We start from the raw sequence: 17,862 nt of genomic DNA on the forward strand, positions 1-17,862 counted from the left end.
GTACTGTGCGCGCCTCGTTGATCCAGATCAGGGTGGACCCGGCGGAATCGGTCAATTCCCGGCGGGCGCGGGTGGCTTCGCTGGTACGCGAGCAGGGCGCCGCCGACCTCGTGGTGCTCCCCGAACTGTGGCCGGTCGGTGCCTTCGCGTCCGATCTGTTCGCCACGGAGGCGGAGCCCCTCGACGGCCCGACGCATGATGCGATGGCATCGGCCGCGCGGGACGCCGGGGTCTGGCTGCACGCCGGATCCGTCATCGAGCGGGCATCGGACGGCACGCTGTACAACACCTCGCTGGTGTTCTCCCCCGAAGGCCGGCTCGCCGCGACCTATCGCAAGATCCACCGCTTCGGTTTCGACCAGGGTGAGGCCACCTTGCTCGGTGCCGGCGACCGGGCCGTGACGGTCGGCCTGCCGGAGACCACGCTGGGCCTGGCCACCTGCTACGACCTCCGCTTCCCCGAGCTCTTCCGGCAGCTGGTGGCGGACGGCGCGCAGCTGCTGGTGGTCCCCGCCGGCTGGCCGGCCCGGCGCCGTGCGCACTGGTCGCTGCTGGCCCGTGCCCGCGCCGTGGAGAACCAGTCCTATGTGCTGGCGTGCGGCACCGCCGGCACCCACGCGGATGTCGAGCAGGCGGGCTACAGCGTCGTGGTGGACCCCTGGGGTGAGGTGCTCGCGGAGGCCGGCCCGGACGAAGAGGTGCTGAGCGTGGACCTCGACCCGGCCAAGGTGGCCAAGACCCGGGCGGACTTCCCGGTGCTGCGCGACCGCGTCCTCGGCCTCGACCGGCCGTAACCGCGGCGTCGGCCGGGGGAGAGCATCCGAGCGGCCTCGGGTCGCTCGGCCGGGCGTCAGTCCTCTCCGTGCTCCCGCTCCGCGAGCCGGATCACGCACACCGCGACCGCGATCAGCAGCGGCGGTTCGGCGTCCTCGCGGACGATGTTGACCGCGTAGGTGTCGCGCACGGTCAGCCATCGGCGCGAGATCTCGGCGAGCAGCTCGCCGTCGTACTCGATCGCGAACTCCCGGTCGAGGATCTTGCCGCTGACGTCCAGCTCGGTGCCGTCCACCAGCTCCACGCGGTAGTGGTTGCGGAGCAGCGAGAGCCGCTTGCGCTTGACGGTGGCCAGCGGCTGGTCGTCCCGCTCGATGGTCATCGTGTCCCGGAGGCTGAGCATCTTCTTGCGGATCGTGACCAGCACCCGCCCGTCGAGGTCCTTCAGCTCGAAGGTCTCCCGCAGCCGCAGCGCCTTGCCGTCCACGAGGAAGGCGCGGTGCCCGTGGTCGTCCTCGATCCAGTAGTCGTCACCGATGCCGAAGATCCGGTCGCGTACGAGGAATTTCATGGGTGAGGTGTTCCCCGGGGCCCCTGCGGAATGCGCACGCAGCGGGGTGACGTTGAATGTGCACATGGCTTCACGTGCGCGCGTCCGGGCCCCCGAGCTGATCGGCAAGGGTGGCTGGCTGAACACCGGCAACAAGGATCTGACCCTCTCCGACCTGCGAGGACGCATTGTCATCCTCGATTTCTGGACCTTTTGCTGTGTGAACTGTCTGCATGTTCTCGACGAGCTGCGGGAGCTGGAGGAGCGGCACCGCGACACCGTCGTGATCGTCGGTGTGCACTCGCCGAAGTTCGTGCACGAAGCCGAGCACCGCGCCGTCGTCGACGCCGTAGAGCGCTACGGCGTCGAGCACCCGGTGCTGGACGACCCCGAGCTCGCCACCTGGAAGCAGTACGCCGTGCGGGCCTGGCCGACGCTCGTGGTCATCGACCCCGAGGGCTATGTCGTCGCCCAGCACGCGGGCGAGGGCCACGCGCACGCCATCGAGAAGCTCGTTTCGGAGCTGGAGGCCGAGCACGGCGCGAAGGGCACGCTGCGGCGCGGCGACGGCCCGTACGTCCCGCCGGAGCCGGTCGCCACGGACCTGCGCTTCCCCGGCAAGGCGGTACGGCTGCCGGCCGGCACCTTCCTCGTCTCGGACACCACCCGCCACCAGCTCGTGGAGCTGGCGCCGGACGGCGAGCAGGTGCTGCGCCGGATCGGCGGCGGCGAGCGCGGGCTGGGCCCCGACGCGTTCAGCGAACCGCAGGGCCTCGCCCTGCTTCCCGACGGCCGGGTCGCCGTCGCCGACACCGTCAACCACGCCCTGCGGGTCCTCGATCCCGAGAGCGGCACCCTGGAGACCGTGGCCGGCACCGGCAAGCAGTGGTGGCAGGGCTCGCCGACCTCGGGCCCGGCCCGTGCGGTGGACCTCTCCTCGCCCTGGGATCTGGCCTGGTGGCAGGACCGGCTGTGGATCGCGATGGCCGGTGTGCACCAGCTGTGGACGTACGACCCGGCCACCGAAACCGTTGAGGTCGCAGCCGGCACGACCAACGAGGGGCTGGTGGACGGCCCGGCCGCCGAGGCATGGTTCGCGCAGCCCTCCGGGCTCGCGGCGGCGGGCGACCGGCTCTGGGTCGCCGACTCGGAGACCAGCGCGCTGCGGTGGGTGGAGCGGGCGGAGAGCGGCGACGGCTACGTCGTCCGGACGGCCGTCGGCACCGGCCTGTTCGACTTCGGCCACCGGGACGGCGACGCCGGCCAGGCGCTGTTGCAGCACCCGCTGGGCGTGACCGCGCTGCCCGACGGCTCGGTCGCCGTCGCGGACACCTACAACCACGCGCTGCGCCGCTTCGACCCCGCGACCGACGAGGTCACGACGCTGGCGACGGATCTGCGCGAGCCGTCGGCAGCGGTCCTCGTCGACGGCGACATCGTGGTGGTGGAGTCGGCCAGGCACCGCCTGACCCGGCTGCGCCTGCCCGAGGAAGCCGTACGCGTCGAGTCGGTGGCGCACCGCACCCAGCGCGCGGCCACCGAGGTGGCGCCCGGGTCGCTGCGGCTCGATGTGGTCTTCCAGGCCCCGGCGGGCCAGAAGCTCGACACCCGCTACGGTCCCTCGACGCGGCTGCTGGTCAGCGCCACGCCGCCGGAACTGCTCGCCGAGGGCTCGGGCCCCGGCAGCGACCTCGCGCGCGACCTGGTGCTCGCGGACGGCGTGACCGAGGGCGTGCTGCACGTCTCGGCGATGGCCGCGTCCTGTGACGACGACCCGGAGATCGAGTACCCGGCCTGCCATGTGCACCAGCAGGACTGGGGCGTACCGGTCCGGATCGCCGACGGCGGGGTGGCCCGGCTGGGGCTCGTCCTCGCGGGGCTGGACGCGGAGTAGGCGCTGCGCCCGGGGCGTCGGCGCGTCAGCGACGGCCGGCGCCCCCGGGGCGCGGGGTCACTTGTCGGTGCCCGACTTCAGGTCGGCCAGGTGCTGGCTCGTGTACCACTCGCCGACCTTGGCCTTGCCGTTCGCGGCGACCGTCGCCTGGTACTTCGAGAAGCCGATGTCGGCGCTCAGGGCCCGGGGGTCGCCGTGGCTGTCGGAGAACCTGATGTCCATGGTGTTCAGGTGGGAGCCCTTGGTGGCCGCGGTGTTGGTCGGGATGACCGCGAAGGCCCTGCCGTGGGCGGGGACGGTGGCCCGGTGCGCCATCACCGCCGATTCTTCGTGCAGGGGCTGCAGCGGTACCTCGGACCGGTCGAGGCGGATCACCGGCGCGTAGTAGAGGTAGCAGGGCGTGCTGCTGCGGTTGTCATAGGTGATCACCAGGCGGGAGGGGTCCGGCCGGTGCGTGACGCCGAGCTTGGTGGCGCTCGCCTTGCAGTCGGTCGTCCGATGGGAGGCCGCACCCGCACCCGCACCTGCCGCGGCGCCGCCACCGCCGATGATCTTGCGCTTCTTGCTCTTGGACGTCGACGAGGAGGAGGTCTTCTTCGACTTCGACTTCTTGGAGTGGCTGTTGCAGCCCGTCAGAGCGAGTGAGCCGGCCAGGCCGAGGGCCAGCGCGGCATAGGCGGCGGAGCGGCGGCGGGATCGGCGTGCGGTCATGGTGGGGTCCCCCAGTGGGTCACTGCATTCAGCGGAGCGTGTCTGTCATGGCATGGCCACGATAGCGAGTGCCCTCCGATGCGCCAGGCCCGGTGCGCCTCCCGCCGGGCGGGCGCCGGAACCGGGGACGCGGATCACCAGGTGAGGGCGCTGGACGCGTCCGTCTGCCAGTACGTCACCCACGCGCTGTCGTCGATGCGCACCGAGCCGCCGGGCAGCGCGACCCGCGCCGGGCCGCCGACGCTGCCCTTGCCGTCGCGGCCGGGCAGGTGGACCTCCAGCGAGTTCACGGTGCGGCCGTTGCTGCCGGAGCCGTCGGCCGAGGAGGTCATGACGGCCGCGTAGCCGGTGGCGCCCGGGGCCAGGGTGACCACGGACTGCGGTTTGCTGTCGGGCAGTTCGGGCAGCGGGGACTGCGCCTCGCCGAAGCGCAGGTACGGGGCCGCGTAGAGGTCGCACGCAGTGCTTGAGGTGTTGGTGGCCTCCAGCAGCAGGTGGTTGACCGGCTGGTTCACCGACCTCGCCACGATGCGGATCTCGACCGCGTCGCAGGAGGTGCTCCGGGTGGCGCTCTTGCCGCCGCCGGTCGCGCCGGTGGAGGCCCCCTCCTTGGCGCCGGCCCCGCTCCCCTGCCCGGTTTCGCCGTCCGCCTCGGCCGGTGCGGCCGCCTCCTTGGCGGACGAGCCCTTGGCGGACGAGCCCTTGGCGGACGGGTCCTTGCCGGACGTGTCCGCGGAATCCTGCGGCGCCGGGTTGAACGGTTTGCCGCTGCCGGTGTGGAGGGCCTCGCCCTGGCCGCCGCAGGCGGTGAGGCCGAGCGCCGCGACGGCCGTCAGCGTGGCCGCGGCGATCCGCAGCGTGCGGCTGCGGGCCGTGCGCCGGCCACCGGAGGCGGTGCGGTGGCTGCTGCCCGTGGCGGTCGTGTGCGTGGCGTCCGTGTGCGGCATGTCCGGTCTCCCCCGGTCGGTGGTGGCGTCCTGCGGTCCGTCCACCACACTGCCGCTCGCGGTTGTCGTGCGGCTGCCGTGCCGCTAACGCCCGCCTAACGCCCTCTCACACGCCCCGCCGCAGGTCAGTCGCCCCCACCCGCACCGCTGCCGGGCTCCGCCTCACCGCTCTCGTCGCGCGCGAACAGCTGGGTGAGCGTGCTGATCGTGTAGACGTCGGTGGCCTCCTCGTCGACCAGGTGCATCTCGGCGAGCCGGTCCAGGCCGTCCTGGGTGCGCTCCGGGTCGTAGCCGGCCAGGGCGGCCGCCACGGACGCGTTCAGATGCCCGTCGGCGCTGGTCGCCAGGGCGCTCAGCAGCCGTGCGTCGTCCGCCGACAGCCGGGCGACGGACATCCGCAGCGCCGCCGCGATCCCGCTGTCCTCCGCCGACAGCAGCGCCAGCCGCCGCCGTTCGTCGCGCAGCGCCGCGGCGAGCCGGGCCAGCCGCCAGCGGGGTCGTGCGGTCAGCTGGGCGGCGGCGGCCCGCAGCGCGAGCGGCAGACCGTCGCAGAGCGCGACCAGTTCCCGGGCGGCGGCCGGGTCCTCGGCGACCCGCTCCGGGCCGAGCATGGCGCCGAGCAGCGCCGCGCCTTCCTCGTGGCCGAGGGCCTGAAGGCCCACCGGCCGGGCGCAGTCGGTGGCGACCAGGCCGTCCAGCCGGCTGCGGCTGGTGACGACGGTGGCGCAGTGCGGACCACCCGGCAGCAGCGGCCTGACCTGTGCCGAACCGCGGGCGTTGTCGAGGACGACCAGCAGTCTGCGGTCGGCGACCAGGGACCGGAACAGGGCCGAGGCGGCCTGCGCGGAGCCGGGCACCCGCTCGGGCGGGGTGCCCAGTGCGAGCAGGAAGTCCCGCAGGATCTCGGCGGGCGGCGCCTCGTCGCCCTCGCCGAAGCCCCGCAGATCGGCGAAGAGCTGCCCGTCGGGGAAGTCCGCGGCGTGCAGATGCGCCCACTGCACGGCGCAGGCGGTCTTGCCCACGCCGGCCGGCCCCGCGACCACCGCGAGGGGGCTCTCACCCGTCGTACGGTCACTCAGGGCATCGGTCAGCGAGGCGAGTTGGTTGCCCCTGCCGAGGAAGCGGGCGGGCGGCCTGGGCAGCAGTCGCGGCGCCGCTCCCGTCCGCCCGGAGGTCTCCCGGGTGCCGCCGGCAGCCGTCGCGGCCTCCGCGCCGGGCTTCCCGGCCGGCACCGCGCCGCCCTGTGCGGGCACCCGGCCCGCAGCGGCCCGCGGGTCCGCGCCGGTGCGCCCCTGGCCGCGCGCGCCGGAACCGGCGGCGGACCTGCGCCCGTCCGCCGCCTCCGCCCGCAGAATCTCCTCGTACGCGCCGCTCAGCCGCTCGCCGGGGTCGACGCCCAGTTCCTCGTTGAGCAGCCGGCGGGTGCGGTGGAACCACTCCAGCGCGTCGGACTGCCGCCCGGTGCGGAACAGCGCCCGCATCAGCGCGGCGATCAGACCTTCGCGCAGCGGGTGGGCGACCGCGGCGGAGTAGAGGATGGCGGCGGCCTGTTCGTGTTCGCCGAGTGCGCCGTGGGCGCGCGCCAGCGCCTCGACGGCGGTCAGCTTGCGCTCCTCCAGCGCGTGGGCTGCGGCCGCGAAGGGCGGACTGGTGACCGTGCCGGTCAGCGCCGGTCCCCGCCACAGCCCGAGCGCCTCGCGCAGCAGCGGTACGGCGTCGGCCGGGGCCGCCTCGGGGCGTGCCAGTGCGACCAGTTCACCGAACCGGTGGGCGTCGATCAGCTCCTCGGGCAGCCGCAGCAGATAGGCCGAGCCGTGGGTGGTCAGCTCGATGCCGTAGGCGTCCGCACCGCCCTCGGCGAGGGTGGCGCGCAGCCGCGAGACATGCCCCTGGACGACCGTCCTGGCGTGCTCGGGCGGCTCGTCCTCCCACAAGGAGTCGATCAACTGCTCCAGTGGGACGGTGGTGTTGGGCTGCAACAGCAGCAGCGCCAGCACACTGCGCCGTTTGGCGGGCCCCAGCGCCAGCTCCCCGGAGCCGGTCGCGACGGAGATCGGGCCCAGCAGTGAGAATTCCAACTCAGCCCTCCAGGAAGGCCGTCAGGGCGTTCGCCAGCAGATAAGGGTCATCGGAGCCGCACAGCTCGCGCGCCGAGTGCATGGAGAGGATCGCCACCCCGATGTCGACCGTGGCGATGCCGTGCCGTGCGGCGGTGATCGGGCCGATCGTCGTGCCGCACGGCATGGAGTTGTTGGACACGAAGGACTGCCAGGGCACCCCTGCCCGCTCGCAGGCGTCCGCGAACACGGCCCGCCCGCTGCCGTCGGTGGCGTACCGCTGGTTGACGTTGACCTTCAGGATGGGGCCGCCGTTGGGCATCGGGTGATGCCCCGGCTCGTGCCGCTCGCCGTAGTTGGGGTGGACGGCGTGGCCGGTGTCGGACGACAGGCAGACGGTACCGGCGAAGGCGCGGGCGCGGTCCTCGTAGGAGCCGCCGCGGGCGAAGACCGAGCGCTCCAGCACGGTGCCGAGCAGCGGGCCGTCGGCTCCGGTGTCGGACTGGCTGCCGTTCTCCTCGTGGTCGAAGGCGGCCAGCACCGGGATGGTGGTCAGCCCGCCCCCCGCGGCCACGGCGGCCAGCGCGGCCGTGCCGGCGTGCACCGAGAGCAGGTTGTCCATGCGCGGACCGGCGAGCAGCTCGCGGTCGCGTCCCAGATAGGCGGGCGCCTCGATGCTGTGCACCATCAGGTCCCAGCCGCGGACGTCCCCGGCCGGGACGCCGATCTCCTCCTCGACGAACGCGATCAGATCGCCCTCCGCGACCTCGCCCAGGCCCCAGATCGGCGTCATGTGGCGCTGCTTGTCGAGCTTGAGCCCGTCGGCGTTGACCGACCGGTCGAGGTGTACGGCGAGTTGTGGCACCCGCATCAGCGCGCGGTCGACGTTGACCAGCCGGTTGCTGCCGTCGCGCAGTGTCACCCGGCCGCTGAGCCCGAGGTCGCGGTCGAGCCAGGTGTTGAGCAGGGTGCCGCCGTAGATCTCGACGGCGATCTGCCGCCAGCCGCGGTTGCCGGTGTCCGGGATCGGTTTGACGCGCAGATTGGGCGAGTCGGTGTGCGCCCCGACGATGCGGTACGGGGTCGCTGCGCTCACGCCCTCGGGGACGTACCAGGCGATGAGGGCGCCGCCGCGCAGCACGTACTTGCCGCCGCTCTCGCCGTCCCACGCGTCCGTCTCCGCCACCTGCCGGAAGCCGGCCTTCTCCAGCCGCGCCGCTGCGTTCGCCACCGCGTGGTAGGGCGAAGGGCTTGCGGCGAGGAAGGACATCAGGTCGTCGGTGTGGCCGCGATCGAAGCGGGCGGAATGACTCATGGATTCAGCATAAGGAGCCGGACGCCGCTTTCCCCGCGCCCGAGGGGGGTGACTCCGCTCCCTTCCGGCCAGGATGGATGCATAACGCACTCGATTTTCCGGCGGAGTTCGAGATTCCGGTTCTCCTGGCGGGCGGATCTTCCGGGGCACGACCGTGCCCCGGGGCATGACGGTGCCCGCCTCCCCGGGGGAAGGGAGGCGGGCACCGCCAGTCTTGTCACTGATTCTGAGAGACCTCTAAGAACGTCCGGTGATCGGGGTCGTTCCGGGAAGCGCGGACCCGCTTCCCGGGACGGCCCGAACGATCACGGTGGTCAGAAGGCGGACTCGTCGAGCTCCATCAGGGACTGGTCGACCGACTCGGCCAGACCGCGCTGGACGGAGACGCCCGGCAGGACGTTGTGGGCGAAGAACTTCGCCGCGGCGATCTTGCCGGTGTAGAAGGACTTGTCCTTCGTGGAGGCGCCGGCCAGCTTCTCGTGAGCCACCGCCGCGCCCTTGAGGAGGAGGTAGCCGATGACGACGTCGCCGGAGGCCAGCAGCAGGCGGGTGGTGTTCAGGCCCACCTTGTAGATGGACTTGACGTCCTTCTCGGTCGCCGCGAGGTCGGTCAGCATGGCGCCGACGATGGCCTCCAGGTCGGCGGCGGCCTTGGCCAGTTCGCCGCGGGCCTGCTCCAGCTCCGCACCGCCGACACCGTCCGCGAGGAACGTCTTGATCTCGTCGGACAGCACGGTCAGGGCCTGGCCCTGGTCGCGGACGATCTTCCGGAAGAAGAAGTCCTGGCCCTGGATCGCGGTGGTGCCCTCGTAGAGGGTGTCGATCTTGGAGTCCCGGATGTACTGCTCGATCGGGTACTCCTGGAGGTAGCCGGAGCCACCGAAGGTCTGCAGCGACTGCGCCAGCTGCTCGTAGGACTTCTCCGAGCCGTAGCCCTTGACGATCGGCAGCAGCAGGTCGTTGAGGCGGTTCTCGGCCGTGGCGTCCTCGCCCGCGGCCTCCTTGACCAGGATCTCGTCCTGCACCGTCGCGGTGTAGAGCACCAGGGCGCGCATGCCCTCGGTGTACGCCTTCTGCGTCATCAGCGAGCGGCGTACGTCGGGGTGGTGGGTGATGCTGACGCGCGGCGCGCTCTTGTCGGTGAAGGCGGCCAGGTCCGGGCCCTGCACACGCTCCTTGGCGTACTCCAGGGCGTTGAGGTAGCCGGTCGACAGGGTCGCGATGGCCTTCGTGCCGACCATCATCCGCGCGAACTCGATGATCCGGAACATCTGGCGGATGCCGTCGTGCTTCTCGCCGATGAGCCAGCCCTTGGCGGGGTGGCGGTCACCGAAGGTCATCTCGCAGGTGTTGGACGCCTTCAGGCCCATCTTGTGCTCGACGTTGGTCGCGTAGACGCCGTTGCGCTCGCCCAGCTCGCCGGTCTCGAAGTCGAACTCGTACTTCGGGACGAGGAAGAGCGACAGGCCCTTGGTGCCGGGGCCGTGGCCCTCGGGGCGGGCGAGGACGTAGTGAAGGATGTTCTCCGACATGTCGTGCTCGCCGGAGGTGATGAAGCGCTTGACGCCCTCGATGTGCCAGGAGCCGTCCTCCTGCTTGACGGCCTTGGTGCGGCCGGCGCCGACGTCCGAGCCCGCGTCGGGCTCGGTCAGCACCATCGTGGAGCCCCAGGCCTTGTCCACGGCGATCTTGGCGATGTGCTTCTGCTGCTCGGTGCCCTCCTCGAAGAGCACGCCGGCGAAGGCCGGGCCGGAGGAGTACATCCACACGGCCGGGTTGGCGCCCAGGATCGTCTCGGCGAAGCCCCACAGCAGCGAGCGCGGCGCGGTGGTGCCGCCGATCTCCTCCGGGATGCCCAGCCGCCACCACTCGGCGTCCATGAACGCCTGGTAGCTCTTCTTGAACGTGTCCGGGACGGGCGCGGTGTTGGTCTCCGGGTCGAAGACCGGCGGGTTGCGGTCGGCGTCCGCGAAGGACTCGGCCAGCTCGTTCTCGGACAGCCGGGCGATCTCGGAGAGCACGCTCTTGGCGGTGTCGACATCCATCTCCGCGAACGGCCCGGTGCCATACACACTGTCGCGGCCGAGCACCTCGAAGAGGTTGAACTCGATGTCGCGGAGATTCGACTTGTAGTGGCCCATGGGTACGGCTCCGTAAAGGCTCGGGAGGGAGGGACCTCAAAACGCAATACCAGCAAGTAGCTACTCATGATGCTACCCACCAGTAATAAAGAAGCAACCCCTAACCGCCCATCTGTGACGAGCGTCCCTTGTGGGGCGCGTGTGACGCCGGCCGTACGGGCCGGTCCGCGGGCGGAGTTGCCGGCTTCGGCAGGGGGCCGGTGCGGGCCGCGCCAACTCAGTACGCTGTGCGGCATGTACGGCTACGACCAGAACACGGGTGCAGGGCAGCAGCAGTACGGTGCGCCGCCCCCGCCGCAGCAACCGCCCCCCGGGGGCTACGGCGAGCAGCCGCTGTATCCCGAGCCGTCCCCGCCCTCGCTCGCCGACGCGGTGCGCGCCTTCACCACCGGCTCGATGTCGGCCGAGGACTTCCAGGGCATCTTCTCGACGTCCAAGATCTACTGCCCGCGGGGGGAGAACCCCGGGTTCCTGGCGCTGCACAACACGCAGCAGCCGGTGATCCCGATGTTCACCTCGCTCAAGGAGCTGCGGCGGTACGCGGGCAAGGAGTCCAAGTACTTCGTGATCACCGGCGCCGAGGTGCTCGATCTGCTGCCGACCGGCTACGGCTTCGTCCTCGACATGGAGGGCGACCACCGGATGGTCTTCGACGCCAAGGCCGTGGAGCAGATGGTCGACTTCGCGATGCGGCGGATGTACGGCTGACGACCCCCGCCCGGCGGCCGGAGAGCGGCCGGGCCCTCCTCTGTCGTGCCTTACGGGCTTCCTCGAACCTGTTGACCTGCGCAAACGCGGGCGGGAATGCCGCACGCCTTGCTAGTTGTTCACTCTTCAACTAAATTGAATGACGAACGACCGAGGAGGCCGTCATGCCCGCTGTGACCGTTGAGAACCCGCTGACCCTGCCGCGTGTGGCGGCGCCCGCCGAGGCCCGCACCCGCCCGGTGCTCGCCGTCGCCACCGCGCCGAGCGGCTTCGAGGGCGAGGGCTTCCCCGTCCGCCGGGCCTTCGCCGGGCTGGACTACAAGCACCTCGACCCGTTCATCATGATGGATCAGATGGGCGAGGTGGACTATCAGCCCGGGGAGCCGAAGGGCACGCCCTGGCACCCCCACCGGGGCTTCGAGACCGTCACCTACATCATCGACGGGATCTTCGACCACCAGGACTCCAACGGTGGCGGCGGCACCATCACCAACGGCGACACCCAGTGGATGACGGCCGGCTCGGGCCTCCTCCACATCGAGGCGCCGCCGGAGCACCTCGTCACGTCCGGCGGCCTCTTCCACGGCCTGCAGCTGTGGGTGAACCTGCCGGCCAAGGACAAGATGATGCCCCCGCGCTACCAGGACATCCGCGGCGGCACCGTCCAGTTGCTGACGTCCGCGGACGGCGGCGCGCTGCTGCGCGTCATCGCCGGTGAGCTGGACGGTCACCAGGGGCCGGGGATCACGCACACGCCGATCACGATGGTTCACGCGACGCTCGCGCCGGGCGCGGAGATCACCCTTCCCTGGCGCGAGGACTTCAACGCCCTCGCCTACGTCCTCGCCGGGCGCGGCACCGTCGGCACGGAGCGCCGGCCGGTGCACCTGGGCCAGACGGCCGTGTTCGGCCCCGGCTCGTCGCTGACGGTCCGTGCGGACGACAAGCAGGACGCGAACGCGCCGGACCTGGAGGTCGTCCTGCTCGGCGGGCAGCCGATCCGGGAGCCGATGGCGCACTACGGGCCGTTCGTCATGAACACCAGGGAAGAGCTGCAGCAGGCGTTCGAGGACTTCCAGAAGGGCCGGCTCGGAACGATCCCGGCCGTACACGGAATGTCCGAGGGCGGCCTGTAGGGGCCACGCCCCGCCGTCCGGCACTTCCGATCGCACCGACCGCACCGCGCGGGCCCGCACCCCGGGCCCGCGCGGTGCCGTCGTCCGCCGGTAATTCGTGCCGCCCGCGGCCCGCCCGTGGTGGACTGTCCCGGTGGGAAACGATTCGGAACACGGCCGACCGGACGACGCCCGCGGCCGGGCGCCGCAGGAAGGGGCGTTGCTGCCCCCGGCGGCCCGCCGCACGGCGGCATGGTGCGGGGTGGGGCTGCTGGTCACCGCCGTGGTGGCGGTCGGCGTCTGGGTGTTCGTCGAGCTGAGCGCGGCACTCACGCCGGTGCTGCTGGCACTGCTGGGCAGCGCGCTGCTCGGGCCGTTGTACCGGCGCCTGGTGGCGATGAAGCTCAACCGCTCCCTGGCCGCCGGGCTGACCTGCGCCGTGCTGCTGATCGTGGTCGGCGGCGCCGGCTACATCGTCGTCAGCGCGCTGGTCGACACCGGTGACCAGATCATCGCCTCGCTCAAGGACGCCGCCAAGGACCTCTCCCAGCACGTCGGTTCGGCCGGCACCTCACTGGAGGATCTCGCCTCCAACGCCAAGGAGCTGCTGGGCAAGTTCGGCGGCACGGCGGCTTCCGGACTGCTGACCGGGGTCAGCGTCGTCGGCCAGGCCCTCGCCGCGGCGGTGCTCGCCCTGCTGCTGACGTTCTTCTTCCTGCGCGACTCGGACAAGGCCGTCCGCTCCCTGCACGACTGGGCGCCCGGCACCTCGGCGCCCCAGCTGGAGCGGATGGCCCGCCGCGGCTTCCAGGCCATCGAGGGCTTCATGCGCGGCACGACCTTCATCGCGCTGATCGACGCGCTCTGCATCACCGTGGGCCTGCTCATCCTCCAGGTGCCGGGCGCGCTCGGGCTGGGAGCGCTGGTCTTCGTCGGCGCCTACATCCCCTACCTCGGCGCGTTCATCTCCGGCGCGGTGGCGATCCTGGTGGCGCTCGCCGACCGCGGCTTCGTGATCGCGCTGTGGGTGCTGGGCGTCGTCCTGGCCGTACAGGTGCTGGAGGGCCACGTCCTGCAGCCGATGATCCAGAGCCGTACCGTCCAGATGCACCCGGCGACGGTGATGCTGGCGATCACGGCCGGCGCGAGCGTCGCCGGAATCCTCGGCATGCTGCTGGCCGTACCGCTGACCGCGGCCGTCTCCGGCGTGCTCCACGAGCTGCGCCGGCACTACGCCGCGGACTCGGGAGCCGACTCGGCGGGGTCCTCCGCGAACTCCTCCTGACGGGAGAGCACCGGGCCGGCGTCCGAGAGCGCGGCAGGATCCGGCAGGCCCGGCGCGAGCGCGTGCTGCGGCACCGTGTCGGCCAGGATGCCCTGGTCCTCGTGGCTCTCGAACCAGATCGACTTGCCGTCCCCGCGCGGGTCCACGCCCCACGAGCCGGCCAGCAGGTCCATCAGGACCAGGCCGCGCCCCGATGAGGCCAGCTCGCCGGGGCTGCGGCGGTGCGGAAGTTCATCGCTGCCGTCGGAGACCTCGACCCGGAGACGCCGGCCGCCGCGCTCCCCGGAGATCTCGGCGACCAGCAGCGCGTCCCCGTCGGTGTGGGTGAGGACGTTGGTGACCATCTCGGAGACCAGCAGCTCCGCCGAGTCGACCTGGTCCGGGTCGGCCCAGTCGTGCAGCACGTCCCGGATCTGCCGACGGGCCGCGGCTATCCGCTCCGGCTCGGCCTGCGCGACGGACAGCACCGTGCGCCGCACCGGCTGCTGCGCCAGGCGCCCGCCGGCGCCCACCCCGCAGCTGCCGCCCTCGCGGCACAGCAGCAGGACCGCTATGTCGTCCTCGCGGCGGTCCACCAGCGGCCCGGTGGTGTGGTGCGAGGGCGGCCCGTGCACGGCCTGCACCAGGGTGTCGGCGAGCTTCTCCAGGGCCACGCCGTCCTCGCCGCCCTCGTACGCCTCGATGAGGTCGCGCAGCCGCGCCCAGCCGGTCTCCAGGTCGTGGCCGCCGGTCTCGATCAGCCCGTCGGTGCACACCAGCATGGTCTCGCCGGGCTCCAGGACGAGCCGGGTGGTCGGGTAGTCGGTGTCCGGGTCGATGCCCAGCGGCAGGCCGCCCGCGGTGGGGCGCACGAGCAGGGTGCCGTCGCTCAGCCGGATCGCCGGGTCGGGGTGGCCGGCCCGCGCGATGTCGAGCAGACCGGTCGCCGGGTCCACCTCGATGTACAGGCAGGTCGCGAAGCGCTGGTCCTCGCCGTCGTCCCGGGACGCGGTCTCGTTGATACCGGCCAGAAAGCGGGAGGCCCGGGAGAGCACCGCGTCGGGGTGGTGGCCCTCGGAGGCGTAGGCGCGCAGCGCGATCCGCAGCTGTCCCATCAGGCCGGCGGCCCGTACGTCATGACCTTGGACATCCCCGATGACCAGCGCGATCCGGCCGGAGGGCAGCGGGATCATGTCGTACCAGTCGCCGCCGACCTCCAGGCCGCCGCCGGTGGGGACGTAGCGGGCCGCGACCTTCATGCCGGGGATGTCCGGCTGCACCGTCGGCATCATGCTGCGCTGCAGCCCCACCGACAGCTCCTGCTGCGACTCCTGCACCCCGGCCCTGGCCAGCGCCTGGGCCAGCATCCGGGCGACGGTGGTGAGCACCGAGCGCTCATCGGGCGTGAAGGACACCGGCCGGGCGAAGCCCGCCATCCAGGCGCCGACCGTCCGGCCGGCGTTGACCAGCGGCAGGAACGCCCATGACGTCCGGTCGAAGCGGGACGCCAGCGGCCAGGCCGCCGGAAAGCGGCTGCGGTAGTCCTCGGGCGTGGGGAGGTAGATCGCCCGGCCGGTCCTGATGACCTCGGCGGCCGGATAGTCGGTGTCCAGCGGCATGTCGAGGAAGGGCTGCTCGTCGCCGGCGTTGTGGCCGTGGTGGCCGATGACCGAGATCCGGTCGCCCTCGATCCCGAAGACGGCGAGGCCGTCCGGGCTGAACCCCGGCATGGAGAGGCCGGCCGCCACCCGCAGCACCTCGGCGGTGGAGCGGGCCTCGGCCAGGCCGCGTCCCGCGTCGAGCAGGAACGCCTCGCGGGAGCGGCGCCAGTCGCCGGTGATGGGGGTGTGCGCGGCGGCGGTGCCCGGCGTCGGCTCGGGGACCTCCTGGATGGTGCCGACCAGCTCGAAGTCACCGTCGACCATGCGGGGGCGGGAGCGGGAGCGGACGATGCGCAGCACCCTGCCGCGCTCGTCGACGATCCGCAGCCGGGCCTCGGCGAGCGTCTCCTCGGCCACGGCGAGATTCACCACGCCGTTGATCTCGGCGAAGTCGACGGGATGAAAACGGGAGCGCACCGCGGCCTCGGTCAGCTCGACGGGCTCCGCGGGCAGTCCGAGCAGCCGGGCGGCTTCGGCGTCGAGGGTCACCCGGCCCGTCGCGTTGTCCCAGCGCCACAGGCCGGTCGCGATGGCGGCAAGGAGATCCTTGGTGCGCATTGCATCACTTTAGGGGGGTTTGCCGGAGCCCTGCCAGTGAGCTGGATGTGACCATCGTCCCAGCCGCGCTCCCCCGGCCGCCGCCGGGCAAATCCTGATGGGTATATGTCAACGAAACGCCGGGGGCCGGGGCGGTAACCTGGAGCGGTTATGCCAACACTGGGGTGGTCTTTCGGGTGATCCACCGGGTGATCGATCGGGCGTTCGAGTCCCGTGTCTCCCCTTCTCCCACAACTCCCCACCTCGACTCGCGACGACTTGGATGAGCGATGCATCGGTACCGGTCCCATAACTGCGGCGAGCTCCGAGCCGCGGACGTCGACACCGACGTCCGCCTCAGCGGCTGGCTGCACAATCGTCGTGACCTGGGCGGCATCCTCTTCATCGATCTGCGCGACCACTACGGTCTGGTGCAGCTCGTCGCCCGTCCCGGCACTCCCGCCAACGAGGCGCTCGGCTCGCTGACCAAGGAGTCCGTCGTCCGCATCGACGGCAAGGTCAGCGCCCGTGGCGCGGACAACGTCAACCCCGAGCTGCCGACCGGTGAGGTCGAGATCGAGGTCACCGCGGTCGAGGTGCTCGGCGCCGCCGAGCAGATCCCCTTCACGATCAACGCGGAGGACGGTGTCAACGAGGAGAAGCGCCTCGAATACCGCTTCCTGGACCTGCGCCGCGAGCGGATGCACCGCAACATCCTGCTGCGCACGGCCGTCATCTCCGCCATGCGGCACAAGATGACCGCGATGGGCTTCAACGAGATGGCGACGCCCATCCTGTCCGCGACGTCCCCCGAGGGCGCCCGCGACTTCCTGGTCCCCTCCCGCCTGCACGCCGGCAAGTTCTACGCGCTGCCGCAGGCCCCGCAGCAGTTCAAGCAGCTGCTGATGATCGCCGGCTTCGACCGCTACTTCCAGATCGCGCCCTGCTTCCGCGACGAGGACGCCCGCGCGGACCGTTCGCCGGGCGAGTTCTACCAGCTCGACGTCGAGATGAGCTTCGTCGAGCAGGAGGACGTCTTCCAGCCGATCGAGAAGCTGATGACCGAGCTCTTCACCGAGTTCGGCAACGGCCGCCGGGTGACCTCCCCCTTCCCGCGCATCCCGTTCCGCGAGGCGATGCTCAAGTACGGCTCGGACAAGCCCGACCTGCGCGCGGAGCTGGAGCTGGTGGACGTCTCCGACGTCTTCGCGGGCTCCGGCTTCAAGGCCTTCGCCGGCAAGCACGTCCGCGCCCTCGCGGTGCCGGACACCGGCGACCAGCCGCGCAAGTTCTTCGACCAGATGGGCGACTTCGCCGTCCAGCAGGGCGCGAAGGGCCTGGCCTGGGTCCGGGTCGGCGAGGACGCCGGCAAGACGGTGCTGAGCGGTCCGATCGCCAAGTTCCTCACCGAGGACGATGTGAAGTCCCTGGTCGCGGCGCTGGACCTCAAGCCGGGGCACGCGATCTTCTTCGGCGCGGGCGAGTTCGACGAGGTCTCCAAGATCATGGGCGCGGTCCGCGTCGAGGCGGCGCGGCGTGCCGGGCACTTCGTCGAGGACGAGTTCCGCTTCTGCTGGATCGTGGACTTCCCGATGTTCGAGAAGGACGAGGACACGGGCAAGATCGAGTTCTCGCACAACCCCTTCTCCATGCCGCAGGGCGGCCTGGAGGCGCTGGAGACCAAGGACCCGCTGGACATCCTGGCCTGGCAGTACGACATCGTCTGCAACGGCACCGAGCTGTCCTCCGGCGCGATCCGTAACCACGAGCCCGAGGTCATGTACAAGGCCTTCGCGATCGCCGGTTACGACAAGGACTCCGTCGAGGCGGAGTTCGGCGGCATGCTCCGCGCCTTCAAGTTCGGCGCCCCGCCGCACGGCGGCATCGCCCCGGGCGTCGACCGCATCGTCATGCTGCTGGCCGACGAGCCCAACATCCGCGAGACCATCGCCTTCCCGCTCAACGGCAACGCCCAGGACCTGCTGATGGGCGCCCCGAGCGAGGTCGAGGAGGCCCGGCTCAAGGAGCTCCACCTCTCCCTCCGCAAGCCGCAGGCGAAGTAGCGGCAGCGGCACGTACACAGGCCGAGGGCCCGGGACCCGAGAGGGTGCCGGGCCCTCGGCCTTGCCGCGTCCGGGGCGCGCTGTGTGCCGGGTGCGGGGGCACCTCGCCCCCGGGGCCCGGGGCC

The 17,862-nt window shown here is 71.7% G+C and carries 13 protein-coding genes; 6 read left to right on the forward strand and 7 right to left on the reverse strand.

The annotated features are described in order from the left end of the window. Positions 1-5: 5 nt before the first annotated feature. Positions 6-794 carry a carbon-nitrogen family hydrolase gene (locus tag QOM21_RS18610; RefSeq protein ID WP_407551530.1) on the forward strand — a complete coding sequence of 263 codons (789 nt, stop codon included), beginning with the start codon at positions 6-8 and terminating at the stop codon, positions 792-794. A gap of 56 nt (positions 795-850) precedes the next feature. Here the strand turns inward: QOM21_RS18610 and QOM21_RS18615 are convergent, their stop codons facing one another. After that, positions 851-1,345 (reverse strand): LURP-one-related/scramblase family protein, encoded by a 495-nt coding sequence (locus QOM21_RS18615; RefSeq protein ID WP_407551532.1) that lies wholly within the window; start codon positions 1,343-1,345, stop codon positions 851-853. Positions 1,346-1,409: 64 nt separating this feature from the next. On the opposite strand from QOM21_RS18615, the gene QOM21_RS18620 reads away from it, so the two are divergent. Beyond that, positions 1,410-3,218, forward strand: a complete 1,809-nt coding sequence (locus tag QOM21_RS18620; RefSeq protein ID WP_407551534.1) for an NHL domain-containing thioredoxin family protein — start codon at positions 1,410-1,412, stop codon at positions 3,216-3,218. A gap of 57 nt (positions 3,219-3,275) precedes the next feature. On the opposite strand, the gene QOM21_RS18625 is transcribed toward QOM21_RS18620, so the two are convergent. The 5 genes from QOM21_RS18625 to QOM21_RS18645 form a co-directional block, all read right to left on the reverse strand. Next, positions 3,276-3,929 carry a DUF4232 domain-containing protein gene (locus QOM21_RS18625; RefSeq protein ID WP_407551536.1) on the reverse strand — a complete coding sequence of 218 codons (654 nt, stop codon included), beginning with the start codon at positions 3,927-3,929 and terminating at the stop codon, positions 3,276-3,278. 134 nt (positions 3,930-4,063) lie between these two features. Next, a complete protein-coding gene (locus QOM21_RS18630; RefSeq protein WP_407551537.1) occupies positions 4,064-4,876 on the reverse strand; it encodes a DUF4232 domain-containing protein in 813 nt (270 codons plus the stop codon). 125 nt (positions 4,877-5,001) lie between these two features. Beyond that, positions 5,002-6,954: a BTAD domain-containing putative transcriptional regulator gene (locus tag QOM21_RS18635; protein WP_407551539.1), complete on the reverse strand. Its 1,953-nt coding sequence runs from the start codon at positions 6,952-6,954 to the stop codon at positions 5,002-5,004. A 1-nt stretch (position 6,955) separates the two neighbouring features. After that, positions 6,956-8,248, reverse strand: a complete 1,293-nt coding sequence (locus QOM21_RS18640) for a M18 family aminopeptidase (protein ID WP_407551541.1) — start codon at positions 8,246-8,248, stop codon at positions 6,956-6,958. A gap of 314 nt (positions 8,249-8,562) precedes the next feature. Next, the gene (locus tag QOM21_RS18645; RefSeq protein WP_407551542.1) at positions 8,563-10,389 is read right to left on the reverse strand and encodes an acyl-CoA dehydrogenase; all 1,827 of its coding nucleotides are present in this window, start codon (positions 10,387-10,389) and stop codon (positions 8,563-8,565) included. Positions 10,390-10,623: 234 nt separating this feature from the next. On the opposite strand from QOM21_RS18645, the gene QOM21_RS18650 reads away from it, so the two are divergent. The 3 genes from QOM21_RS18650 to QOM21_RS18660 all read left to right on the forward strand — a co-directional run bounded on the left by QOM21_RS18650 (position 10,624) and on the right by QOM21_RS18660 (position 13,497). Beyond that, on the forward strand, positions 10,624-11,097 hold the full coding sequence (locus tag QOM21_RS18650) for an SseB family protein (RefSeq protein ID WP_393893121.1): 474 nt from the start codon (positions 10,624-10,626) through the stop codon (positions 11,095-11,097). Between the two features lie 164 nt (positions 11,098-11,261). Next, entirely contained in the window at positions 11,262-12,233 is a 972-nt protein-coding gene (locus tag QOM21_RS18655; protein WP_407551543.1) for a pirin family protein, read from the forward strand. A gap of 133 nt (positions 12,234-12,366) precedes the next feature. Continuing rightward, positions 12,367-13,497 (forward strand): AI-2E family transporter, encoded by a 1,131-nt coding sequence (locus QOM21_RS18660; RefSeq protein ID WP_407551544.1) that lies wholly within the window; start codon positions 12,367-12,369, stop codon positions 13,495-13,497. On the opposite strand, the gene QOM21_RS18665 is transcribed toward QOM21_RS18660, so the two are convergent. Then, a complete protein-coding gene (locus QOM21_RS18665) occupies positions 13,443-15,695 on the reverse strand; it encodes a SpoIIE family protein phosphatase (RefSeq protein WP_407551545.1) in 2,253 nt (750 codons plus the stop codon). The genes QOM21_RS18660 and QOM21_RS18665 overlap by 55 nt on opposite strands. Before the next feature lie 269 nt (positions 15,696-15,964). Between QOM21_RS18665 and aspS the strand changes: the two genes are divergently transcribed. After that, positions 15,965-17,737 carry an aspartate--tRNA ligase gene (gene aspS, locus QOM21_RS18670; protein ID WP_407551547.1) on the forward strand — a complete coding sequence of 591 codons (1,773 nt, stop codon included), beginning with the start codon at positions 15,965-15,967 and terminating at the stop codon, positions 17,735-17,737. The last annotated feature ends 125 nt before the right edge of the window (positions 17,738-17,862 follow it).

Origin of the sequence: Streptomyces sp. Pv4-95 (assembly GCF_045782725.1) — a bacterium.
Classification (GTDB): Bacteria; Actinomycetota; Actinomycetes; order Streptomycetales; family Streptomycetaceae; genus Streptomyces.